The organism is Rhodococcus sp. OS5, assembly GCF_056837585.1.
This window is the reverse complement of the sequence record NZ_CM166368.1, coordinates 1,915,441-1,933,777: the sequence shown is the minus strand read 5'-3', so window position 1 is coordinate 1,933,777 and position 18,337 is coordinate 1,915,441. Positions and strand designations below refer to the sequence as shown.

The following is an 18,337-nucleotide window of genomic DNA, read 5'->3' as shown; positions in this document are numbered from 1 at the left end:
GCCCACAGCCTCTCTTCCACACCATTGCGCACCCGTGCGAGCCGAACGTCCGATTCGCAGCAGCTACCGACCTCATCCAACCTCGACGAGCCAGAACCACCCATTGTCTCCGATACATAGGTGACAAGAGAAATCCATACCCCGGTGTATCGACGGTTTTGTTGCAATTCGTTACAAATCGCCCAGCTCATCTACCCCCCGATCGCATTGCCGAAACGCACCGTTCAGACGCGGCGCGCGACACCTCTCCCCCTGGGACAATCAATTGCAACCGACGATCTACACCCCAATCCACATCAGTCACCTCGGACAATTTACAGGGCCGCCGGGTACTGGGTGTCTGAGCTCGAACGAGATTCGACAGTCGCTGATCGAGACTATCGGTACTCGCCGACAGACCGACGAAAGAACGCGCCGACCAGCGGTCGGCGCGTTCTTCGATTTACGGTACGAAGCTTCAGGAAAAGCCCACACCAGTCACACTCTTCAGGTGCTCGCTGCTGACCCCTGGAGCCAGCTCCACAAGCTGCAGCCCGTCCGCGGTGACGTCCAGCACTGCCAGGTCGGTGATGATCCGGTTGACGACGCTCTGACCGGTAAGCGGCAGCGTGCAGGCCTCGACGATCTTGGGATTGCCGTCGCGGTCGGTGTGCTCCATCACGACGATGACGCGGCGGGCACCGTGGACCAGATCCATCGCCCCGCCCATACCCTTCACCATCTTGCCCGGCACCATCCAGTTGGCAAGGTCACCGGTCTTCGACACCTGCATCCCGCCGAGCACCGCGGTGTCGATGTGACCACCGCGGATCATGCCGAAGGAGAGAGCCGAGTCGAAGAACGCGGCGCCTGAATTGACGGTGACGGTTTCTTTACCGGCATTGATGAGGTCGGCATCGACCTGATCATCGGTCGGATACGGTCCGGTACCGAGGATGCCGTTCTCGCTGTGGAGGACCACCTTGACGCCCTCGGGCAGGTAACTGGGGATCAGAGTCGGCAGGCCGATGCCGAGGTTGACGTACTCCCCCGGCCGCATCTCGGCGGCAGCGCGAGCGGCCATCTCGTGGCGAGTCCAACCGATACGGGTTTCCTCTGCACTGGTCACTTGGTACCTCCTGATACGGTCCGCTTCTCGATCCGCTTCTCCTGTGGGCCTGTGTGCACGACCCGCGCGACGAACACTCCAGGTAGGTGCACGTGTGCGGGGTCGATGTCGCCCGGCTCGACGAGGTTCTCCACCTGCGCGATGGTGATCCGGCCGGCCATGGCAGCAAGCGGGTTGAAGTTCATCGCCGTCTTGTTGAAGACGAGATTTCCTTCGGTGTCGCCGTAGTCCGCGTGCACGAGCGCGAAGTCAGCGGTGATCGCCTCTTCCAATACATACGTGCGGCCACCGAACACTGCCGTCGCCTTCGGTGGCGACGCCACGGCGATCGAACCGTCCGGGTTGTATCGCCACGGCAAGCCGCCCTCGGCGATCGGGGTGCCGACGCCGGCCGGAGTGTAGAACGCCGGGATGCCGGTACCGCCTGCTCGCAGCCGCTCGGCCAGCGTCCCCTGCGGCGTCAACTCCACTTCGAGCTCACCGGCGAGATACTGGCGCGCGAACTCCTTGTTCTCCCCCACGTACGACGCCGTCACCCTGGCGATCCGGTGCGCGCCGAGCAGAATGCCGAGACCGTAGTCGTCGACACCGCAGTTGTTGGAGAACACCTCGAGATCGGTGGCGTCGCCGTCGGCGATCGCCGCGATCAGTGCGTCGGGAATACCGCACAGCCCGAAGCCGCCCACTGCGAGCCTGGATCCACTCGCGATGTCGGCAACTGCCTCAGCTGCCGTATTCACGACTTTGCTCATCCGTTAGTTCTCCTTCTGCTGAAAGATTCCGGCTCGGTGAAGAAGCTTCTCGGCGTGACGGAGAACGGGAGCGTCGACCATCTTGCCCTCGAACGCGAACACACCACGTTCAGTAGACACCGCGGCAAGCACTCGTGTGGCCCAGTCGATCTCTTTTTCCGAAGGTGCGAAGGCCCCGCGGATGACCTCGACCTGACTCGGATGGATCGCAACCTTCACGTCGAAGCCGACTGCGACGGCATCAGCGGACTCGACGCCCAGGCCGACGAGGTCCTTGATGTCGAGGTACACGGAATCGACAGCCAACCGGCCGTAGCTCTTCGCGGCCAGGAGAGACGTCGATCGGACGTGCTTGGCAACGTCGCGGTACGAACCGTTCGGGTGCCTGCTCGAGTTGCCGCCGAGACCGGCAACAAGATCCTCGGCTCCCCACATGACACCGATGGCGTTCGCAGCAAGCGCGATGTCGGCCACGGCGAGGGCTCCTCGCGGGGACTCGACGAGCGCAACCACGTCCGCCGGTGCGAGCGAGAGGACGTCCTCGGCCGATTCGCACTTGGACAGCATGAGACGCGAATAGTGTGTGCCGTCCAGCGCGATCAGATCGAGTTCGTGATCAGGCGTACCGACCGGATTGACGCGCACGACCGTCCGCTCCGGATCGAGAGGCGTGTCGATCAGGGCTGCACGTGCGGCTTCCTTGTCGGCCGGAGCCACACCGTCTTCGAGATCGAGGATCACGACGTCGGCAACAGCCGCGGCCTTCGCATAGCGCTCGGGACGATCCGCCGGGCAGAACAACCACGCCGGCCCCGGCGGTGTCCACGTCATGAGGACACCTCTGCCGGACGCAGTTGCACCAGTGTCTTGCGCGTGGCCAGTGCGACGACGTCACCGTGCTGGTTACGCCCGGTGTGCACGAGCGTCACGATGCCTTCACCTGGACGGCTCTTCGACTCGCGCTTGTCCGCGATGAGCGTCTCGGCATACAAGGTGTCGCCGTGAAAGAGCGGCTTCGGGAAGCTGATCTCGGAGAAACCGAGGTTCGCCACGATGGTGCCCTGCGTCAACTGCGCGACGGACAGGCCGACGATGGTCGACAGGGTGAACATCGAATTGACCAGCCGCACACCGAATTGAGTGTCCTCGCTGTACGCGGCATCTAGATGCAACGCCTGCGTGTTCATGGTCAAAGTCGTGAACAGGACGTTGTCAGCCTCGGTCACCGTCCGGCCTGGGCGATGCTCGTAGATCGCGCCGACCTCGAACTCCTCGAACCAGAGCCCGCGCTGAGTGATCTTCTTGGGGTTCGTCACAGCCCTGCCTCACGAGCGATGAGCATCAACTGCACCTCGGTCGTTCCCTCACCAATTTCGAGGATCTTGCTGTCACGGTAGTGGCGCGCGACGGCGTACTCGTTCATGAAGCCGTATCCGCCGTGGATCTGCGTGGCGTCACGGGCGTTGTCCATGGCAGCTTCGGAGGAAATCAGCTTGGCGATAGACGCCTGCTTCTTGAACGGCTTGCCCGACAACATGAGTGCGGCCGCGTCGTAGTACGCGGTACGTGCGACGTGGGCACGAGCCTCCATACGCGCGATCTTGAACGCGATGGCCTGGTTGTGTCCGATGGGGCGACCGAACGCCTCGCGTTCCTTGGCGTACTTGATCGACTCGTCGACGCAGCCCTGGGCGGCACCGACGCTCAACGCGGAAATAGCGATGCGGCCTTCGTCGAGGATGCGCAGGAAGTTCGCGTAGCCGCGGCCGCGCTCACCGAGCAGATTCTCTTCGGGGACACGAACATCGGCGAACGTGAGCGGATGGGTGTCGGATGCGTTCCAACCGACTTTGTTGTACGCCGGTTCGGCCGTGAAGCCGGGCGTCGTGGTCGGCACGAGGATCGTCGAGATCTCCTTCTTGCCGCCGTCCTTGACACCCGTGACCGCGGTGACCGTCACGAGCTTGGTGATGTCGGTGCCCGAGTTGGTGATGAACTGCTTGTTGCCGTTGATGATCCACTCACCGCTGTCGAACTTCGCGGTGGTCTTGGTTCCGCCGGCGTCGCTACCCGCACCGGGTTCGGTCAGGCCGAAGGCAGCCAACGACTTGCCGCTGGTGAGCTGCGGAAGCCACTCCTGCTTCTGTGCCTCGTTACCGAAACGGTAGATCGGCATGGCACCAAGGGACACACCAGCTTCGAGAGTGATCGCGACGCTCTGGTCGACCTTGCCCAGCTCTTCGAGCGCCAGGCAGAGTGCGAAGTAGTCGCCGCCCATTCCGCCGTACTCCTCGGGAAACGGCAGGCCGAACAGTCCCATGTCGGCCATCCCGGCCACTACCTCGTACGGGAAGGTGTGGTTGGCGTCGTGCTCGGCAGCAACCGGTGCCACTACGGTTTTCGCGAAATCCGCAACCGTCTTGGCGAGCTGCTGGTATTCGTCCGGAAGCGCTCCGGTGGCAAGGTAATCGGACATCAGGCGTCTTCCTTCTGCGTCGTGTTCTCGGTCTTTACTTCTGCAGTCTCTTCGTCCGCGACAGGTACCACGCGGGCCAGAACCTGATCCACCATCACCTGATCGCCCTGACGGACAAGCACTTCCACGATCCCGTCGATCGGGGACGTCAAGGAGTGCTCCATCTTCATGGCCTCGACCACGACGAGTGGTTGTCCCGCGCTCACTGCCGCGCCGTTCTCGACGTTGACTGCGATGACGGCACCGGGCATGGGGCTGGCGATTTCGGCGTCACCGGCATGCTTGTCCTCACCGCGAACGCTGACTTCGGCTACCTCGCGCACGTGCCAGGTTCCGCCGCCTGCCAGCCACAGACCGCCATCGGTCTGGGCGACGACAAACGTGCGTCGACGTCCGTCGATCACCACCGCCAGTTCGGATCCCGTCAGGGTCGCGCTGAATGCGCGAGGCTGTGAACCTTCGACCTCGACCTTTGCATCCGCGGGAACGCCGACGATCGCAACGTGCGCCGTTCGGGTGCCGGCGGAGAGCCTGATGCTGGTCGGAGCGGGAGTTCCGACGCGCCACCCACTCGGGACGTCCCAGGGATCAACGGATTCCGAAGTTGTCCACCGCGAGAGCCAGCGATACGCCGCGGCAGCAATGAGCACCTCGTCGGAGGCGTCGGCTGCGACAAAGTCTTCGACGCGACGATCGAGCAGACCGGTGTCGAGGTTGCCCGCGATCACATCCGGATCAGCGAGGAGGAACCGTGCGAATTCGATGTTGGTCACGACTCCGAGCACTGCGGTGTCACCGAGTGCGCGATCGAGCTTGCGCAGTGCGCCCGCGCGGTCGGGAGCGTGGGCGATGACCTTGCTGAGCATCGGGTCGTAGTCACTGCCGACGACGGTGCCCGCGAGCAGTCCGGAATCGACGCGCACGCCGGAACCTGACGGCTCGACCAGATCGACGACGCGGCCGCCCGTCGGCAGGAATCCACGGCCGGGATCCTCCGCGTACACACGAGCTTCGATGGCGTGCCCGGTCAGCGTGATGTCACTCTGGGAGAAGGCCAACTTCTCTCCCGCTGCCACACGGACCTGCCATTCGACCAGATCCAGTCCGGTCACCATTTCGGTGACGGGATGCTCGACCTGCAGGCGGGTGTTCATCTCCATGAAGAAGAACTCGTCCGGCTTGTCGGCGGAGACGATGAACTCCACGGTGCCGGCGCCGGTGTAATCGACGCTTCGAGCGGTGTTGCAGGCTGCCGCGCCGATCCGGTCGCGGGTCACCTGATCGAGCAGCGGCGACGGAGCCTCTTCGATGACCTTCTGGTGACGCCGCTGCAGGCTGCATTCGCGCTCACCGAGGTGGACGACGTTGCCGTGCTGGTCGGCGAGAACCTGGACCTCGATGTGCCGGGGCCGCAGGACGAATCGCTCGAGGAACAGGGTGTCGTCGCCGAACGACGACGCGGCCTCACGGCGGGCACTGCGAAGAGCCTCGGCCAGATTGGCCGGATCCTCGACCAGACGCATTCCCTTGCCACCGCCGCCTGCCGAAGGCTTGACCAACACCGGGTAGCCGATGTCCTCGGCCGCTGCGATCAGTTCTTCGTCGGTCAGATTCGGGCGAGCGATACCCGGGACCACCGGCACGTCGAACGCGGCAACCGCATTCTTCGCGGTGATCTTGTCACCCATCACCTCGATGGCGTGCTCGGAGGGGCCGAGGAAGGCGATTCCGGCAGCCGCACAGGCAGCCGAGAACGCCGAGTTCTCCGACAGGAAGCCGTAACCGGGGTGAATACCCTGAGCACCGGTGGACTTGGCAGCGTCGATGACCTTGTCGATGACGAGGTAGCTTTCACGCGCCGCGGCCGGTCCGATGTTGACGGCAGTGTCGGCCTCGCGGACGTGGCGAGCATTCGCGTCGGCGTCGCTGTAGACGGCGACGCTGCGAATTCCCAACTCACGCAGCGTGCGGATCACGCGGACCGCGATCTCACCGCGGTTGGCCACGAGAACAGTATCGATAGTGCGCAACTCAGTCATTTCGCTCACATCCGGAAGACGCCGTAGGAGACCGGCTCGATCGGCGCGTTTGCGCACACCGAAAGGGCCAGGCCGAGAACAGTTCTGGTATCTGCGGGATCGATGACACCGTCATCCCATAGCCGCGCAGTGGAGTAGTACGGATTACCCTGAGCCTCGTACTGCTCGCGGATCGGCGCCTTGAAGGATTCTTCGTCCTCGGCCGACCACGGATTACCCGCGCTGTCGAGCTGGTCACTACGAACCGTCGAGAGCACCGACGCGGCCTGCTCGCCGCCCATGACCGAGATGCGCGCGTTCGGCCACATCCACAGGAAGCGAGGTGAATACGCGCGTCCACACATGGAGTAGTTGCCGGCGCCGTACGAGCCGCCGATGACGACTGTCAGCTTGGGGACCCGTGCACACGCGACTGCCGTGACCATCTTGGCGCCGTGCTTGGCGATGCCGCCGGCCTCGTAGTCGCGTCCCACCATGAAGCCTGCGATGTTCTGCAGGAACAGCAGCGGCACACTGCGCTTGTCACACAGTTCGATGAAATGTGCTCCCTTCATGGCGGATTCGCCGAAGAGCACGCCGTTGTTGGCGATGATGCCGACCGGGTGGCCCTCGATGTGGGCGAAACCGGTGACGAGCGTCTTGCCGTATTCAGCCTTGAACTCCTGGAACGCGCCACCGTCAACGAGCTTGGTGATGACCTCGTGCACGTCGTACGGAGTACGGGGATCAGTCGGAACGACGTCGTACAGCTCGCTCTGATCGGCGACGGGCGGAACCGTGGAGATGACGTCCCACGGGCGCTCGGAGCGGGGGCCGAGCGTGGCAATGATGTTGCGCACGATCCGAAGTGCGTCGCGGTCGTCCTCGGCCAGGTGGTCGGTGACGCCGGAAACCTTGGAGTGCAGGTCGCCGCCGCCGAGCTCTTCGGCCGTCACGATCTCACCGGTGGCAGCCTTCACGAGCGGCGGTCCGCCGAGGAAGATGGTGCCCTGGTTGCGGACGATCACTGCTTCGTCGCTCATCGCGGGCACGTAGGCGCCTCCCGCGGTGCATGAACCGAGAACTGCGGCGATCTGGGGGATCCCCTTGGCGCTCATGGTCGCCTGGTTGTAGAAGATCCGGCCGAAGTGCTCACGGTCCGGGAAGACCTCGTCCTGGCGCGGCAGGAAGGCGCCGCCGGAGTCGACGAGGTAGATGCAGGGAAGGTTGTTCTGCAGCGCAACTTCCTGCGCGCGCAGGTGCTTCTTCACTGTCATCGGGTAGTAGGTGCCGCCCTTGACCGTCGCGTCGTTGGCAACGATGACGCACTCGCGACCCGACACACGGCCGATACCGGTGATGACGCCGGCGCCCGGGCACTCGTCGTCGTACAGGCCGTTGGCCGCCAGTGGGGACAGCTCGAGGAACGGGCTGCCCTGGTCGAGCAGCGAGTCGACGCGATCTCGCGGCAGCAACTTCCCTCTGCTCACGTGACGCTCGCGAGAGCGCTCGTTGCCACCCAGCGCTGCTTGCGCCAGTTTCTTCTTGAGTTCGTCCACCAGAACGGTGTGATCGGACCGGTAGCCCGATCCTTGCGTGATTCCACTGGGAGTCATCCCGCCGCCTTCGCCATGAGTTAATGCTCGATAACTGAAACTAGATTAACTATGATTAACTGAGTTGTCCAGAACACAAGCGAAGAAAGATCGAGAGAATGACCTCTGAGCAGGTAGCAGCTCCGACGCGACGCGATCAGATGAAGGCCGACCGTCGACGTCAGCTCTTGGACGCCGCCGCACGGTTGATCGCCGAACGCGGATTCGTGAGTGTGCGACTCGAAGACCTCGGCGCGGCCGTCGGCATCAGCGGCCCGGCCGTGTACCGGCACTTTCCGAACAAGGACGCCGTCCTCGTGGAACTTCTCGTCGGCATCAGCACGCGCCTGCACGAAGGCGGCTCTGCGGCAGCGGAGGCAGCGGACTCACCGAGCGCTGCTCTCGACGCACTGGTGGAGTTTCACCTCGACTTCGCGCTCGGCGAGCCGGACCTGATCCGCATCCAGGACCGCGACCTCGAAAGCCTGCCGGCCGACGCGCGTCGACAGGTACGCCAGACGCAGCGCAAGTACGTCGAGGTGTGGGTCGGGGTGCTCGAGCAACTCGATCCCCAACTCGATCAGGCGGACGCACGAATCAAAGCGCATGCCACCTTCGGTCTGATCAACTCGACCCCTCACAGCGCCAACCCCGCTTCGCCGGCACGCGCGCGTCGAGTCCTGCGGGATATGACGCTCGCCGCACTGCGCACCCACTGAAACCGGACACGGCACAATCGGTGGCAGACTGGTTACACCAGCTAACAGATGAGGGTGCCGAACGTGGAAGACAGCAGTGGGGTCAGCAGGGCCGATTTCGCCGAACTGCGGACCGAGTTCTCCCGCTTCATGATGTTGTACCAATTCGGAATCTCCGAACTGATGACCAAGGTGAACATCCTCAAGGACGAGTTCACTCACATCAATCAGTACAGCCCCATCGAACACGTCACGTCACGGGTCAAGTCACCGGACAGCATCCTGCGAAAGGCTCAACGCCTGAACGTCCCGCTGACGATCGACGACATCTCGAAGAACATCTTCGACATCGCTGGAGTACGTATCACCTGCAGCTTCATTTCCGACACGTACCGAATCGCCGAGATGCTCACCAGCCAGACGGACCTTCGGGTGATCGAGCGCGAGGACTACATCGCCGATCCGAAACCCAACGGCTACAAGAGCTTGCACTTGATCGTCGAGGTCCCGGTTTTCATGAGTGACCGCGTCAGGCACGTACCGATCGAACTTCAGATCCGCACGATCGCGATGGATTTCTGGGCGAGCCTCGAACACAAGATCTACTACAAGTACAACCGCGAGGTTCCCGTCGAACTCCTCGACGAACTCACCGAGGCTGCAGCCGCGGCACACCGCCTCGACGTCAAGATGGAACGACTCAACGACGAGTTCGCGAAAATCAAAGCGCTACCGCATCCTGACGACGAAATCCTCGAGCAGGATCTGCCGGCGCAGTTCCTCGAGGCGCTGCATCTTCAGCGACGGGCGCTCTGACTTCGGTCCCCTGCCCTGAGCGAACGCGCCTTTCAGCGCATCTGAGGCGACGAAAGTGCCGTTCTCTCACAACTGGGGTCGGACAACTAGGGCAAACAAAAAGAAGTGCGCCCTCCCGAACTTCGGGAGGGCGCACTTCTCGAATTGGGTCGGCTTGCTATTTCTTGCCAGTGACGGCGCTGTAGCCGATCGAGAGCACGGCCGCCGCGGCGATGCTGATGATCCAGCGGATCCAGTCGATTCCACCCGTGTCGCCCTTGTCCGAGATCGCTCCCCAGACCCAGTACCCGATAAGCGCTCCGGCGATACCCAGCACGACGGTCACGATCATGCCGTACTGCTGCTTACCTGGCAGTACGAGACGAGCCAGGATTCCGATGACTGCGCCGAAAATGATGGTTCCGATAATTTGCCCCATGACAGCCCCTCTCACACGTCGTGCATGCACGCGGACGGAAGATCACCGCTCAGGGAAACAATAACCACAGTCACACACAACTGTCGCTTGTTGACCGAATTGTTGTCCGAGATGCAACCTCGACGCGTTACATCCACGACATTCGCGAGTTATTTTTTCGCAATCAAGCGGACCTACCGTTCCCATCCATGCCAACTTCCGTAAAACTGCCGAACAGCGAGCTCGCGCGACTCGCCAACAAGCCGCCCTGGTACCGATCACTGTTCGTGCAATTGATCGCCGCTATCGTCATCGGTGTTCTCATCGGCTGGTTGTGGCCGGAATTCGGCGCGAACCTCAAGCCCCTCGCCGACGGGTTCATCAAGCTGATCAAAATGCTGATCGCGCCGATCATCTTCTGCACCGTTGTGATCGGGATCGCCCACGTCGGGGATCTGAAGGCCGTGGGGCGTATCGGCGTCAAAGCACTCATCTACTTCGAGGTCGTGACCACCTTCGCCCTGTTGTTCGGGCTGCTCATCGGAAATCTGATGAAGCCGGGTGCGGGATTCGACATCGATCCGGAGACGCTGGCGAACGGTGCGGACGCCGTGGCCGCCAAGACCGGAAGTGGCGAACTTCCCCACACCGTCGAATTCCTGCTCAATATCATTCCGGTGTCGATAGTTTCGGCCTTCGCCGAGAACGCACTCCTCCAAGTCCTCTTCTTCGCCGTACTGTTCGGGCTCGCATTGGCCAAGGCGGGTGAGAGTGGACCACCGATCGTGTTCGAACTCGTCGATCGTCTGAGCCATCTGTTCTTCACGATCATCGGCTGGATCATGAGACTGGCGCCGTTGGGCGCTTTGGGCGCGATGGCGTACATCGTCGGTCAGTACGGGATCGCTTCGCTCGGAAGTTACGGAAAGCTGATCGCCGCATGCTATCTCGCCGCCGTCCTGTTCATCCTCATCCTGGCCGCGATAGTCAGGTACTTCGCGGGCGTGAACCTGTGGAAGTTCGTCAAGTACATCAAGGACGAACTCTTCCTCGCTTTGGGAACGGCGTCGACCGAAGTAGTTCTGCCCCGAATCATGGTCAAGCTCACCAACGCCGGATGCTCGCGCACTACAACAGGATTGGTGGTGCCTACCGGCTACTCGTTCAATCTCGACGGCGCGACGCTGTACCTGTCGATCTGCATGCTGTTTCTGGCGCAGGCACTCGGCGTGGACCTGACACTCGGTGAACAGATCACTGCCGTCCTGGTTCTGATGCTCACCTCAAAGGGAATGGCCGGCGTGCCGGGATCGTCATTCCTGGCGCTGTCGGCCACCGTGGCCGCAATCGGTCACGGCGCAATTCCAGTTGCCGCAGTCGCTCTCCTACTGGGCGCCGATCGAATCATGGATTCGATGCGGGTGTCGGTGAACCTGCTCGGGAACTGTGTCGCAACCTTCGTGGTCGCCAATTGGGAGGGGCAGCTCGACAAGGAGCGCATGCGCCGAGTGCTCGACGGAGAAGACGTTTCACCGCTCGAGGAAGTCGATCCGATCACCGGGAAAACCGTTCCGGCACCCGAAACCGAAGGCATCCTGACCCGATAGGTAGGGCCGGCTACCGATTGCACATCGGGAATCGGTGCTGAAAAGTCGCGGGGGCAGACTTCACTGGAAAATCCAGACCGACAGCTACAAAAGCAAATATTTGCAGATGGCGGCAACCTTGCCGTCAGGGGTCCGTTGAATCTACAAATATGGCACTTGCGCTGCACCGACTCCACTTCACTGAAAAGCAACTTGCGACATCTAGATATTGCCCAGCGGTTGCCGCAGTGGCGATTCACAATTCAGCGAACGGGCAGCATTATATTTGCCGGAATTAGAAGGACTAAAGTCCGGTGTTCGACCGACGAATAGACTCGAGTGGGTAAAAATCAATCAGTTCCGAAAGCCTTATTCTGCATGCATTTATGCCGTGCCAGCTGCACTTATGCTGACAGTTTCCCGCAATAAGCTGTTGCGGGATTGATCATATGGCCCTCGGTTCAAATTGTCCGAATGGTCACCTATTGCTATCGTAACCTTTGCGAAGGACTGGACCCAATTGCCCAGCAAAGGAATACAGTGACCGCATCCATGCAGGATATTGAACACTTGTCCACTAATCGACTTTCGGTGGTTGTTCCGGTATTCAACGAAGAGAACGCGGTTTCCGGCTGCATCGAGCGTCTACTGACCGAGTCGGAAATCGATGAGATTCTGATTGTCGACAACAACTCGACGGACGGTACTGCATCGATCATCCAGGAGTTCGCCGAGAAGTACGACAAAGTCAGATATGTCTTCGAGGCCCGCCAAGGCGTCGTACACGCCCGGAACGCGGGCTTCGACGCCTCGACCGGCAACATCATCGGTCGTATCGACGCGGACACACGGGTACAACCGGGATGGGCAGATGCGGTCAAGGGTTTCTTCCAACGCAGCACCGCTCACTCAGCAGTTGCCGGACTCACCTACCTCTTCGAATCGCCGTTTGCTCGAATCCACCGCTACGCACTGGACAGGCAGGTGAAGCAGGGGAAGTTCGATTGCGAACGTCAAGTACTCGCTGTCGCCGGAGCGAACATGGCGATCAGAAAAAGCGCATGGTTGTCGGTCCGCGAGCAAGTCAGTGACCGGCCGGACATCCACGAAGATATCGACCTTTCACTGTGCCTTCGGGAGGGTGGAATGACGATCGGACAGATCGCGGACATGCGAGCGGAAACGTCCGGCCGACGCGGCGAAACCCCTCCGTTGGAGTACTTGAAGTACAACCAAGCATCCGAATCGGTTCTGCACCTTCACAACATCATGAATTGGCGCCTCAAACTGACCATCTGGGGCGACTCGATGCTCCACGCGCTCGTGTGGCCCGTCTACCGCATCTACAACTTCGAGCAGGAGCGCCTGGAGTTCAGGCGCTTGTTCGGCATGTCGAAAGGTCGAATCATGCCAGTTCACCAGTAACCCATCGAATTTCGCTAATCACCGAAGGTTCGCAGCCACCGAATTTCACGACAGTTTCAACGCCGTGACGCGGTCTTCACTGGAACGCAACAGCACCTTCTCCCCCGCCCACAGCTCCCGCGGCATCGCCCAGGGGGTGAACTCTTCGTCCCCGTCCTGGTCCACCCGAACCTCCCAACTACGTTGGCCTGTACGGACATCCGTTCCGTAGACGTTTCCCTCGTCGATAACGACATCGCCGTGCCAGACAACCTCCCCGGCGCGCTCGGCGTTCGATCGCCACAGGACCTCACCGGTGAAGAGGTCCACGAACTGGACCTCGGGTTCGGAACCGGAACGGGTCACGGCAACCACGTTGCCGATCACCGCCAACGACTGTGCGGTGTCGAAGAGTTCACTGTTGGACCACAATTTCTCGCCGGAAGTCCGGTCGAAACCGCTGTGTCCCAGAATGATCGGAGTCGATCTTCCCGCGGGATCATCTCGGCTGTATCGCCCGCCGTAGTACGAGGACTCCGAGGGCAGTTCGTCCGTCCTGGCGAACTCGCGCCCGTTCTGATCGAGCGCGTACTCACTTGTCGGACGGCCATTGCCTTCGCAACCGCCATCCGACACCAATGTCACGCCGTTCGACGATGTATGCGCGGTCGAACAGGTGGAGTAACCGTGCACCCACCGCTGTTCGCCCGTCTTCAGATCGAATCCCAGAGACTCGTCGAGAGTGATCACGCCCAGATCGCCGTGCACCGACATCACCGGATCGACGTATCCGGCTTCCCACGATCCACCGACGTCGAACGCTTTGGACCAGTTCGCTTCCGGATCGTCGACGGTTCCGCTGTGCACGCGAACGTCGTTGCTCTCGATATCGCCCTCGAGCGCGAGGACCGTGTCACCCGAGACAACCGCGAAGATCGGTGCCCACGGCGTCTTGATGTCTCGACGCTCTCCTGTCTCGATATCGAAAAGTGAGTACGAACCACCGGATACGTACGGCCCGGAGAAACACAGCACCGAACTGCCGAGCAGAGTCTCGGAGCAACCACCGACGTCGACCGCCGACGTGCGCCAACGGACAGTGCCGTCGTCGGCATCGAGTGCGACCAATTCCGCGTCGTCCAACGAATATGCCTGGCGGTCCGGCATACCGATCATCGTGACCACGAGTGATCCGGCGTCGATGAATCCGCCCATGTCCATGTTGAATTCGGTTCCAACAAGTGGGCTCCGGAAGATCGCGAACTCGCGCCCGAGAATCTCGGAGGCCTCGACGCTCCATAGCTGCGACGAGATCGCTGTCGGTTCGGAACTCGTCGACGTGACCACCGTGGCGATGGCGGCAGTGACGGTGACTACGGCTGCGGCGGCCGCGATCCGAAGTCGCGATTTCGGAGAGAATCTGGTGGTCATCGAATCTCCAGGCCTTCGGTCGTCGCGAGAAACTCCAACTGCGCGAACGTCATCGGATCGTTCGGGATCGCAGCCGACGACGAAACCGAGACTTGGGTCCCATTCGGGCGGGTGACGACCACCGACCTGCTCGTTTCCTGCGTCGATTCTGCTTTCGAGCCGTCATTTGTCATGGGCACGGTCGAGTAGTTCCGTTCGTCTCGCTCGATCACGGATCCATCCGGTCGCGTCACGACCTCCAAGGGGTGCCCGTCGTAGGAAGGGTCGTATTTGTTGGGCTCCGTAGGGAGTGGTTGTCCGCCGGTAATTGTCATGTTGAGCGTCGACTCGCTGTCTCCCGTCCGAGTGAGAAGTCTCTGACATGCGGTGGACCTGTCATTCTCCGAGACCGTCAGAGTGCCCGGTCCGGCATCAAGAATCGGAAAACCCGGAGGTACAGCGCGCCATCTGACTTCGAGTACCGCGTTGAGACGTTCGATCGTTGCGCGATCGAGTTCGGCCACGTCGCCAGAGTCTCGGGGGATCCCGTGGCACCCGGGCGAAAGCGGTGCCGTACCCGGCGGAGCAGGCGTCGTGATTCGCAGTTGCGGCAGGCTGACCAGAGAAACCAGTTCGTCGATGGTCAGTGGAAGCGCGCCGCTTGCCTGAACCTCGGCGCCGACTCGATCGGCAGTGTCATCGAGATAGGCGTGAACTCGTGTGCCATCGATGCCGTAAAGGAACGCCGAACGAGAGAGAGTGCGTTGTCCGTTGATTTCACTCCACGAGTCCTGCACGTCCACTACTGAACCATCCGCGAGTGAGCGGCGTTCGACGAGAGAACCGGCAACGCACGGAGGAACCGGCGCCTTACTGCTGTTGACCGAGACCGACAGTCCACCACTGGCCTCGCCTCGAAGTATTGTCGCCGACGCATCAGTGGACGCCAGATCCTCGATCGTCCATCCCTCGGGCAACTCGTCCGAGGTCGACGGTGCCGAGATCGGACCGAACTGGAGTGATCGGCTCGGACTGGCGAACTTGATCTCGACGCCGTCCGGAATCGCATCGGCGACCGCATCCGACATCGATACAGCCTTGGCGCCGGAAAACCACGGAAAACGTGGGTCGTCGTACGCGTCGTCGCCGCCTGTCGATGTGAAGATCGAGATTCCGTGGTCGTCGTCCGGCGCTTCGACACTCTCACAACCCGGAATCGCGGTCGGGTACACCGCGCTCGGCGTGACGTACGAGAATTCAGGCACGTCCTCCACCGGAATCTCGTCCGGTGTGGATGTCATGGTGATCGAAGATGACGCAGCTACCGAGATGTCATCGGACGGCGAACTGCTCCACCGATCCACCAGCCCGGCAACCACTGTCCCACCGGCGATCAGGGAGACGACCGTCAGCGCGAAGGTCCACTTCTCGGCCCGCTTCAAATCGGTTTGCTCCTTCGACACGTACCCTCGCAGTCACCGTCACGGCCCGCTCCCGATGCGCGTCGCCTCTGGATGTCCTGTCGCGATCACAGCGATTTCTGTTACCAACCGGATGGTTTCCTATCGCGCGGGCTCCGTATGAACACAGAAGAACGGGGTGCCAGTTGCTGTGCAACCGGCACCCCGTCCTGACGACCTGAGTGCTTACACCCTCACAGGCACCTGATTCGGGTCTGGATCGGAATCCGGATCCTGCTCGATCGGAATCCGTCGAATCGCTTCACCCTCGATGTCGACGTTCGGCAGGATCTTGTCGAGCCACGCCGGCAACTTCCATGCCGAATCACCGAGAATCGACATGACCGCAGGTATCACGATCATGCGGATGATGAAGGCGTCGAAGAAGACTGCCGCCGCGAGGCCGAAGCCCATCATCTTGCTTGTCGTCTCCGAGGACAGCATGAATGCGCCGAACACGGAGATCATGATGATGGCCGCCGACGCGACCACGCGAGCACCATGGGTGTAGCCGGAGATGATGGCGTCCTTGGCCGACAATCCGTGCACGTATTCCTCGCGCATTCGCGTCACGAGGAACACTTGATAGTCCATCGCCAACCCGAAGACCACACCGATCATGAAGATCGGCAGGAACGAGATGATGGGTTGTGTGTGCTCGATCAGCCCGAAGTCGCCCTCCTGGAAGATGGCCACTGTGGCGCCGAAGGTCGCACAGACGGAAAACAGGAATCCGAGAGTTGCGGTCAGCGGCACCAGGATCGAGCGGAAGACGACCATCATGATGATGAACGCCAGACCCACAACCACGATGAGATACGGGATGAGCGCGGAACTGAGCTTCGACGACATGTCGGCAACGATCGCGGTTTGCCCCGCTACACCGAGTTCTGCGCCTTCCGATTTCACCGTCGATCCGTAATCCCGGATCTGATTCATCAGCTCGTGAGTTTCGGGGCCGCTCGGTGACATCTGCGGGGTGACCGCGATGAGCGCAGAGTTGGCGCCCGCCATCGGGTTTGCCGCGTCGGGTCCGTTTCCGACCCACATCAACTGATCCGGAGTTGCGACGTTGTCGAGGCCCTTGATGTGCGCGACAGTGCCTTCGGCAATCGCGGTGATATCGGTGCCGTCAGGCGCGTCGAGCACGACGAACAATTCGCCATTGACGCCTTCACCGAACCCACGTTGCAGCAGGGCAAGTGCCGGCCGCTCTTCGTCCTGAGTGAACGAGAGTCCGAGTTCGAGCTTCGTCATCGGAATAGCCGCGATCACCAGAAGCACCAGCGCAGCACCCGCGATCGGCCACGGGTACTTGGTGACTATCTTGGCCCAGCGATGTCCGTTGGATTCCATCGTCTCGGGCTCGTCACCGTGGCGAAGCCCGGGGATACGAGGCGAGAACGCGAATCTGCCGAAGATACCCAGGACAGCCGGGATCAACGTGATTGCGCCGAGGACGGCGATGATGACGGCAACCGCTGCAGAGATTCCCATCTGGGTGATCATCGGAACCCCGACCACCGCCAGGGCTGCCAGCGCGACCACAACCGTCAGGCCGGCGAAGACGACGGACGAACCGGCAGTACCCACTGCGCGCCCGGCAGCGGCTTCCCTCGTTCCGCCCAAATTGAGCTCACTGCGGTAACGCGAAACGATGAACAACGCGTAGTCGATCGAGACTGCGATGCCGATCATCGTGACGATTCCCGTGACGCCTTCGTCGATGTCGAAGAAGCCCGAACCGAGGGTGACAGTCAGAGTGGCCAGCGCAATTCCCAGAATTGCGGTGAACAGCGGAATAAAGGCCGCAATGAGCGCGCCGAACGCCACGATCATCACGATGAACGCCACCGCGAAGCCGAGCATCTCCGACAGACCACCTGCGGCCTGTACCTGCATCATCGAACCGGTGCCTTCGACTTGCAGGCCACCGGTGCGGAATTTTGCCATCAAGTCGAGGAACGCCGTCTTGTTGGCCTGTGTCTGATCCTCGATGCGAATCGACTGATTGAGCTGGATCAGCCCGACCTTGCCGTTGTCGCCGAGAACGGCCGACGCCACCGCCGGATTTGCCTCCGCGAGGGTCACCGGATTGACGATCTTCTCGGGATCGACGATATCCGGCAACGTCTTCGCCTGCGCGATCAACTGGTCGATCTGATCGCTGTGTGCGGCAAGTCCGTCGTCTGCCGCGATGAGAATGCTGGTCGACGCCTGAGTTTGTTGCTCTGCTGCCGCTGCAAAGTTCTCGTTCATCAACTCGGTCGCACGTTGGGAATCAGTGCCCGGAAGATTGAATTCTTTGGAGAACGTCGGATTTGTGGCGCTGATTGCGCCCCCCACCACCGCGATCACGATAATCCACGCGGCCACCACAAGATACTTGTGGCGGAAAGCAAACTTCCCCAACCTGTAAAGATACGTAGCCAACGTAGGCCTCTCTCGCCGTGGACTGGTCTGTCCGAAGAACACGGAGTCTTTCGGTGCCAGGGACATACGGTACGGACCGATCGGCCTGTTGGCACCCGGTATATCTGCGAAAACGGCATATCCGACGCGCCTTCGTCCCGTTTTCAGACCGCTCGGTACCGTGGACACGACACGGGCAGGCGCC

General features: G+C 61.4%; 15 protein-coding genes. 4 read left to right on the top strand and 11 right to left on the bottom strand.

The window, feature by feature from the left end; genetic code table 11:
* Positions 1-457 precede the first annotated feature (457 nt).
* Genes ACVZUB_RS09155 through ACVZUB_RS09125 form a run of 7 tightly spaced genes read right to left on the bottom strand, consistent with a single transcriptional unit; the run spans position 458 to position 7,970 of the window.
* The gene (locus tag ACVZUB_RS09155; protein ID WP_039973146.1) at positions 458-1,063 is read right to left on the bottom strand and encodes a 3-oxoacid CoA-transferase subunit B; all 606 of its coding nucleotides are present in this window, start codon (positions 1,061-1,063) and stop codon (positions 458-460) included.
* A 41-nt stretch (positions 1,064-1,104) separates the two neighbouring features.
* On the bottom strand, positions 1,105-1,860 hold the full coding sequence (locus tag ACVZUB_RS09150) for a CoA transferase subunit A (RefSeq protein WP_007730192.1): 756 nt from the start codon (positions 1,858-1,860) through the stop codon (positions 1,105-1,107).
* Positions 1,861-1,863: 3 nt separating this feature from the next.
* Positions 1,864-2,691, bottom strand: coding sequence for an HpcH/HpaI aldolase/citrate lyase family protein (locus ACVZUB_RS09145; protein ID WP_003942031.1), 828 nt, complete (start codon positions 2,689-2,691; stop codon positions 1,864-1,866).
* Positions 2,688-3,176, bottom strand: coding sequence for a MaoC family dehydratase (locus ACVZUB_RS09140; protein WP_003942078.1), 489 nt, complete (start codon positions 3,174-3,176; stop codon positions 2,688-2,690). The genes ACVZUB_RS09145 and ACVZUB_RS09140 overlap by 4 nt, the downstream gene beginning before the upstream one ends.
* A complete protein-coding gene (locus ACVZUB_RS09135; RefSeq protein WP_007730190.1) occupies positions 3,173-4,336 on the bottom strand; it encodes an acyl-CoA dehydrogenase family protein in 1,164 nt (387 codons plus the stop codon). Before ACVZUB_RS09135 ends, ACVZUB_RS09140 begins: the two co-directional genes overlap by 4 nt.
* On the bottom strand, positions 4,336-6,375 hold the full coding sequence (locus ACVZUB_RS09130) for an acetyl-CoA carboxylase biotin carboxylase subunit (protein WP_064074224.1): 2,040 nt from the start codon (positions 6,373-6,375) through the stop codon (positions 4,336-4,338). The genes ACVZUB_RS09135 and ACVZUB_RS09130 overlap by 1 nt, the downstream gene beginning before the upstream one ends.
* 5 nt (positions 6,376-6,380) lie before the next feature.
* Positions 6,381-7,970: a carboxyl transferase domain-containing protein gene (locus tag ACVZUB_RS09125; RefSeq protein WP_042453308.1), complete on the bottom strand. Its 1,590-nt coding sequence runs from the start codon at positions 7,968-7,970 to the stop codon at positions 6,381-6,383.
* 98 nt (positions 7,971-8,068) lie between these two features.
* On the opposite strand from ACVZUB_RS09125, the gene ACVZUB_RS09120 reads away from it, so the two are divergent.
* Together ACVZUB_RS09120 and ACVZUB_RS09115 are read left to right on the top strand one after the other, a co-directional pair.
* Positions 8,069-8,668, top strand: coding sequence for an SACE_7040 family transcriptional regulator (locus ACVZUB_RS09120; RefSeq protein ID WP_003941968.1), 600 nt, complete (start codon positions 8,069-8,071; stop codon positions 8,666-8,668).
* 48 nt (positions 8,669-8,716) lie between these two features.
* Positions 8,717-9,463 (top strand): GTP pyrophosphokinase, encoded by a 747-nt coding sequence (locus ACVZUB_RS09115; RefSeq protein ID WP_024487832.1) that lies wholly within the window; start codon positions 8,717-8,719, stop codon positions 9,461-9,463.
* A gap of 157 nt (positions 9,464-9,620) precedes the next feature.
* On the opposite strand, the gene ACVZUB_RS09110 is transcribed toward ACVZUB_RS09115, so the two are convergent.
* Entirely contained in the window at positions 9,621-9,881 is a 261-nt protein-coding gene (locus tag ACVZUB_RS09110; protein WP_003942027.1) for a GlsB/YeaQ/YmgE family stress response membrane protein, read from the bottom strand.
* Positions 9,882-10,069: 188 nt separating this feature from the next.
* Here ACVZUB_RS09110 and dctA point away from each other — a divergent pair, with 188 nt between their 5' ends.
* Together dctA and ACVZUB_RS09100 are read left to right on the top strand one after the other, a co-directional pair.
* The gene (gene dctA, locus ACVZUB_RS09105) at positions 10,070-11,467 is read left to right on the top strand and encodes a C4-dicarboxylate transporter DctA (protein ID WP_063314726.1); all 1,398 of its coding nucleotides are present in this window, start codon (positions 10,070-10,072) and stop codon (positions 11,465-11,467) included.
* 549 nt (positions 11,468-12,016) lie between these two features.
* Positions 12,017-12,871, top strand: coding sequence for a glycosyltransferase family 2 protein (locus tag ACVZUB_RS09100; protein WP_233405670.1), 855 nt, complete (start codon positions 12,017-12,019; stop codon positions 12,869-12,871).
* Between the two features lie 45 nt (positions 12,872-12,916).
* On the opposite strand, the gene ACVZUB_RS09095 is transcribed toward ACVZUB_RS09100, so the two are convergent.
* From ACVZUB_RS09095 to ACVZUB_RS09085, 3 genes are all read right to left on the bottom strand, one after another.
* Positions 12,917-14,281: an outer membrane protein assembly factor BamB family protein gene (locus ACVZUB_RS09095; protein ID WP_482628303.1), complete on the bottom strand. Its 1,365-nt coding sequence runs from the start codon at positions 14,279-14,281 to the stop codon at positions 12,917-12,919.
* A complete protein-coding gene (locus tag ACVZUB_RS09090) occupies positions 14,278-15,723 on the bottom strand; it encodes a hypothetical protein (RefSeq protein WP_063314728.1) in 1,446 nt (481 codons plus the stop codon). The genes ACVZUB_RS09095 and ACVZUB_RS09090 overlap by 4 nt, the downstream gene beginning before the upstream one ends.
* 183 nt (positions 15,724-15,906) lie before the next feature.
* On the bottom strand, positions 15,907-18,153 hold the full coding sequence (locus ACVZUB_RS09085) for an MMPL family transporter (RefSeq protein ID WP_482628302.1): 2,247 nt from the start codon (positions 18,151-18,153) through the stop codon (positions 15,907-15,909).
* Positions 18,154-18,337: the final 184 nt, after the last annotated feature.

Excerpts from the sequence above, each read along its gene's own strand:
- ACVZUB_RS09155 (WP_039973146.1), bottom strand. The coding sequence starts at position 1,063 with ATGGCCGCTCGCGCTGCCGCCGAGATGCGGCCGGGGGAGTACGTCAAC.
- ACVZUB_RS09150 (WP_007730192.1), bottom strand. The coding sequence starts at position 1,860 with ATGAGCAAAGTCGTGAATACGGCAGCTGAGGCAGTTGCCGACATCGCG.
- ACVZUB_RS09145 (WP_003942031.1), bottom strand. The coding sequence starts at position 2,691 with ATGACGTGGACACCGCCGGGGCCGGCGTGGTTGTTCTGCCCGGCGGAT.
- ACVZUB_RS09135 (WP_007730190.1), bottom strand. The coding sequence starts at position 4,336 with ATGTCCGATTACCTTGCCACCGGAGCGCTTCCGGACGAATACCAGCAG.
- ACVZUB_RS09130 (WP_064074224.1), bottom strand. The coding sequence starts at position 6,375 with ATGACTGAGTTGCGCACTATCGATACTGTTCTCGTGGCCAACCGCGGT.
- ACVZUB_RS09125 (WP_042453308.1), bottom strand. The coding sequence starts at position 7,970 with ATGACTCCCAGTGGAATCACGCAAGGATCGGGCTACCGGTCCGATCAC.
- ACVZUB_RS09120 (WP_003941968.1), top strand. The coding sequence starts at position 8,069 with ATGACCTCTGAGCAGGTAGCAGCTCCGACGCGACGCGATCAGATGAAG.
- ACVZUB_RS09115 (WP_024487832.1), top strand. The coding sequence starts at position 8,717 with ATGAGGGTGCCGAACGTGGAAGACAGCAGTGGGGTCAGCAGGGCCGAT.
- ACVZUB_RS09110 (WP_003942027.1), bottom strand. The coding sequence starts at position 9,881 with ATGGGGCAAATTATCGGAACCATCATTTTCGGCGCAGTCATCGGAATC.
- dctA (WP_063314726.1), top strand. The coding sequence starts at position 10,070 with ATGCCAACTTCCGTAAAACTGCCGAACAGCGAGCTCGCGCGACTCGCC.
- ACVZUB_RS09095 (WP_482628303.1), bottom strand. The coding sequence starts at position 14,281 with ATGACCACCAGATTCTCTCCGAAATCGCGACTTCGGATCGCGGCCGCC.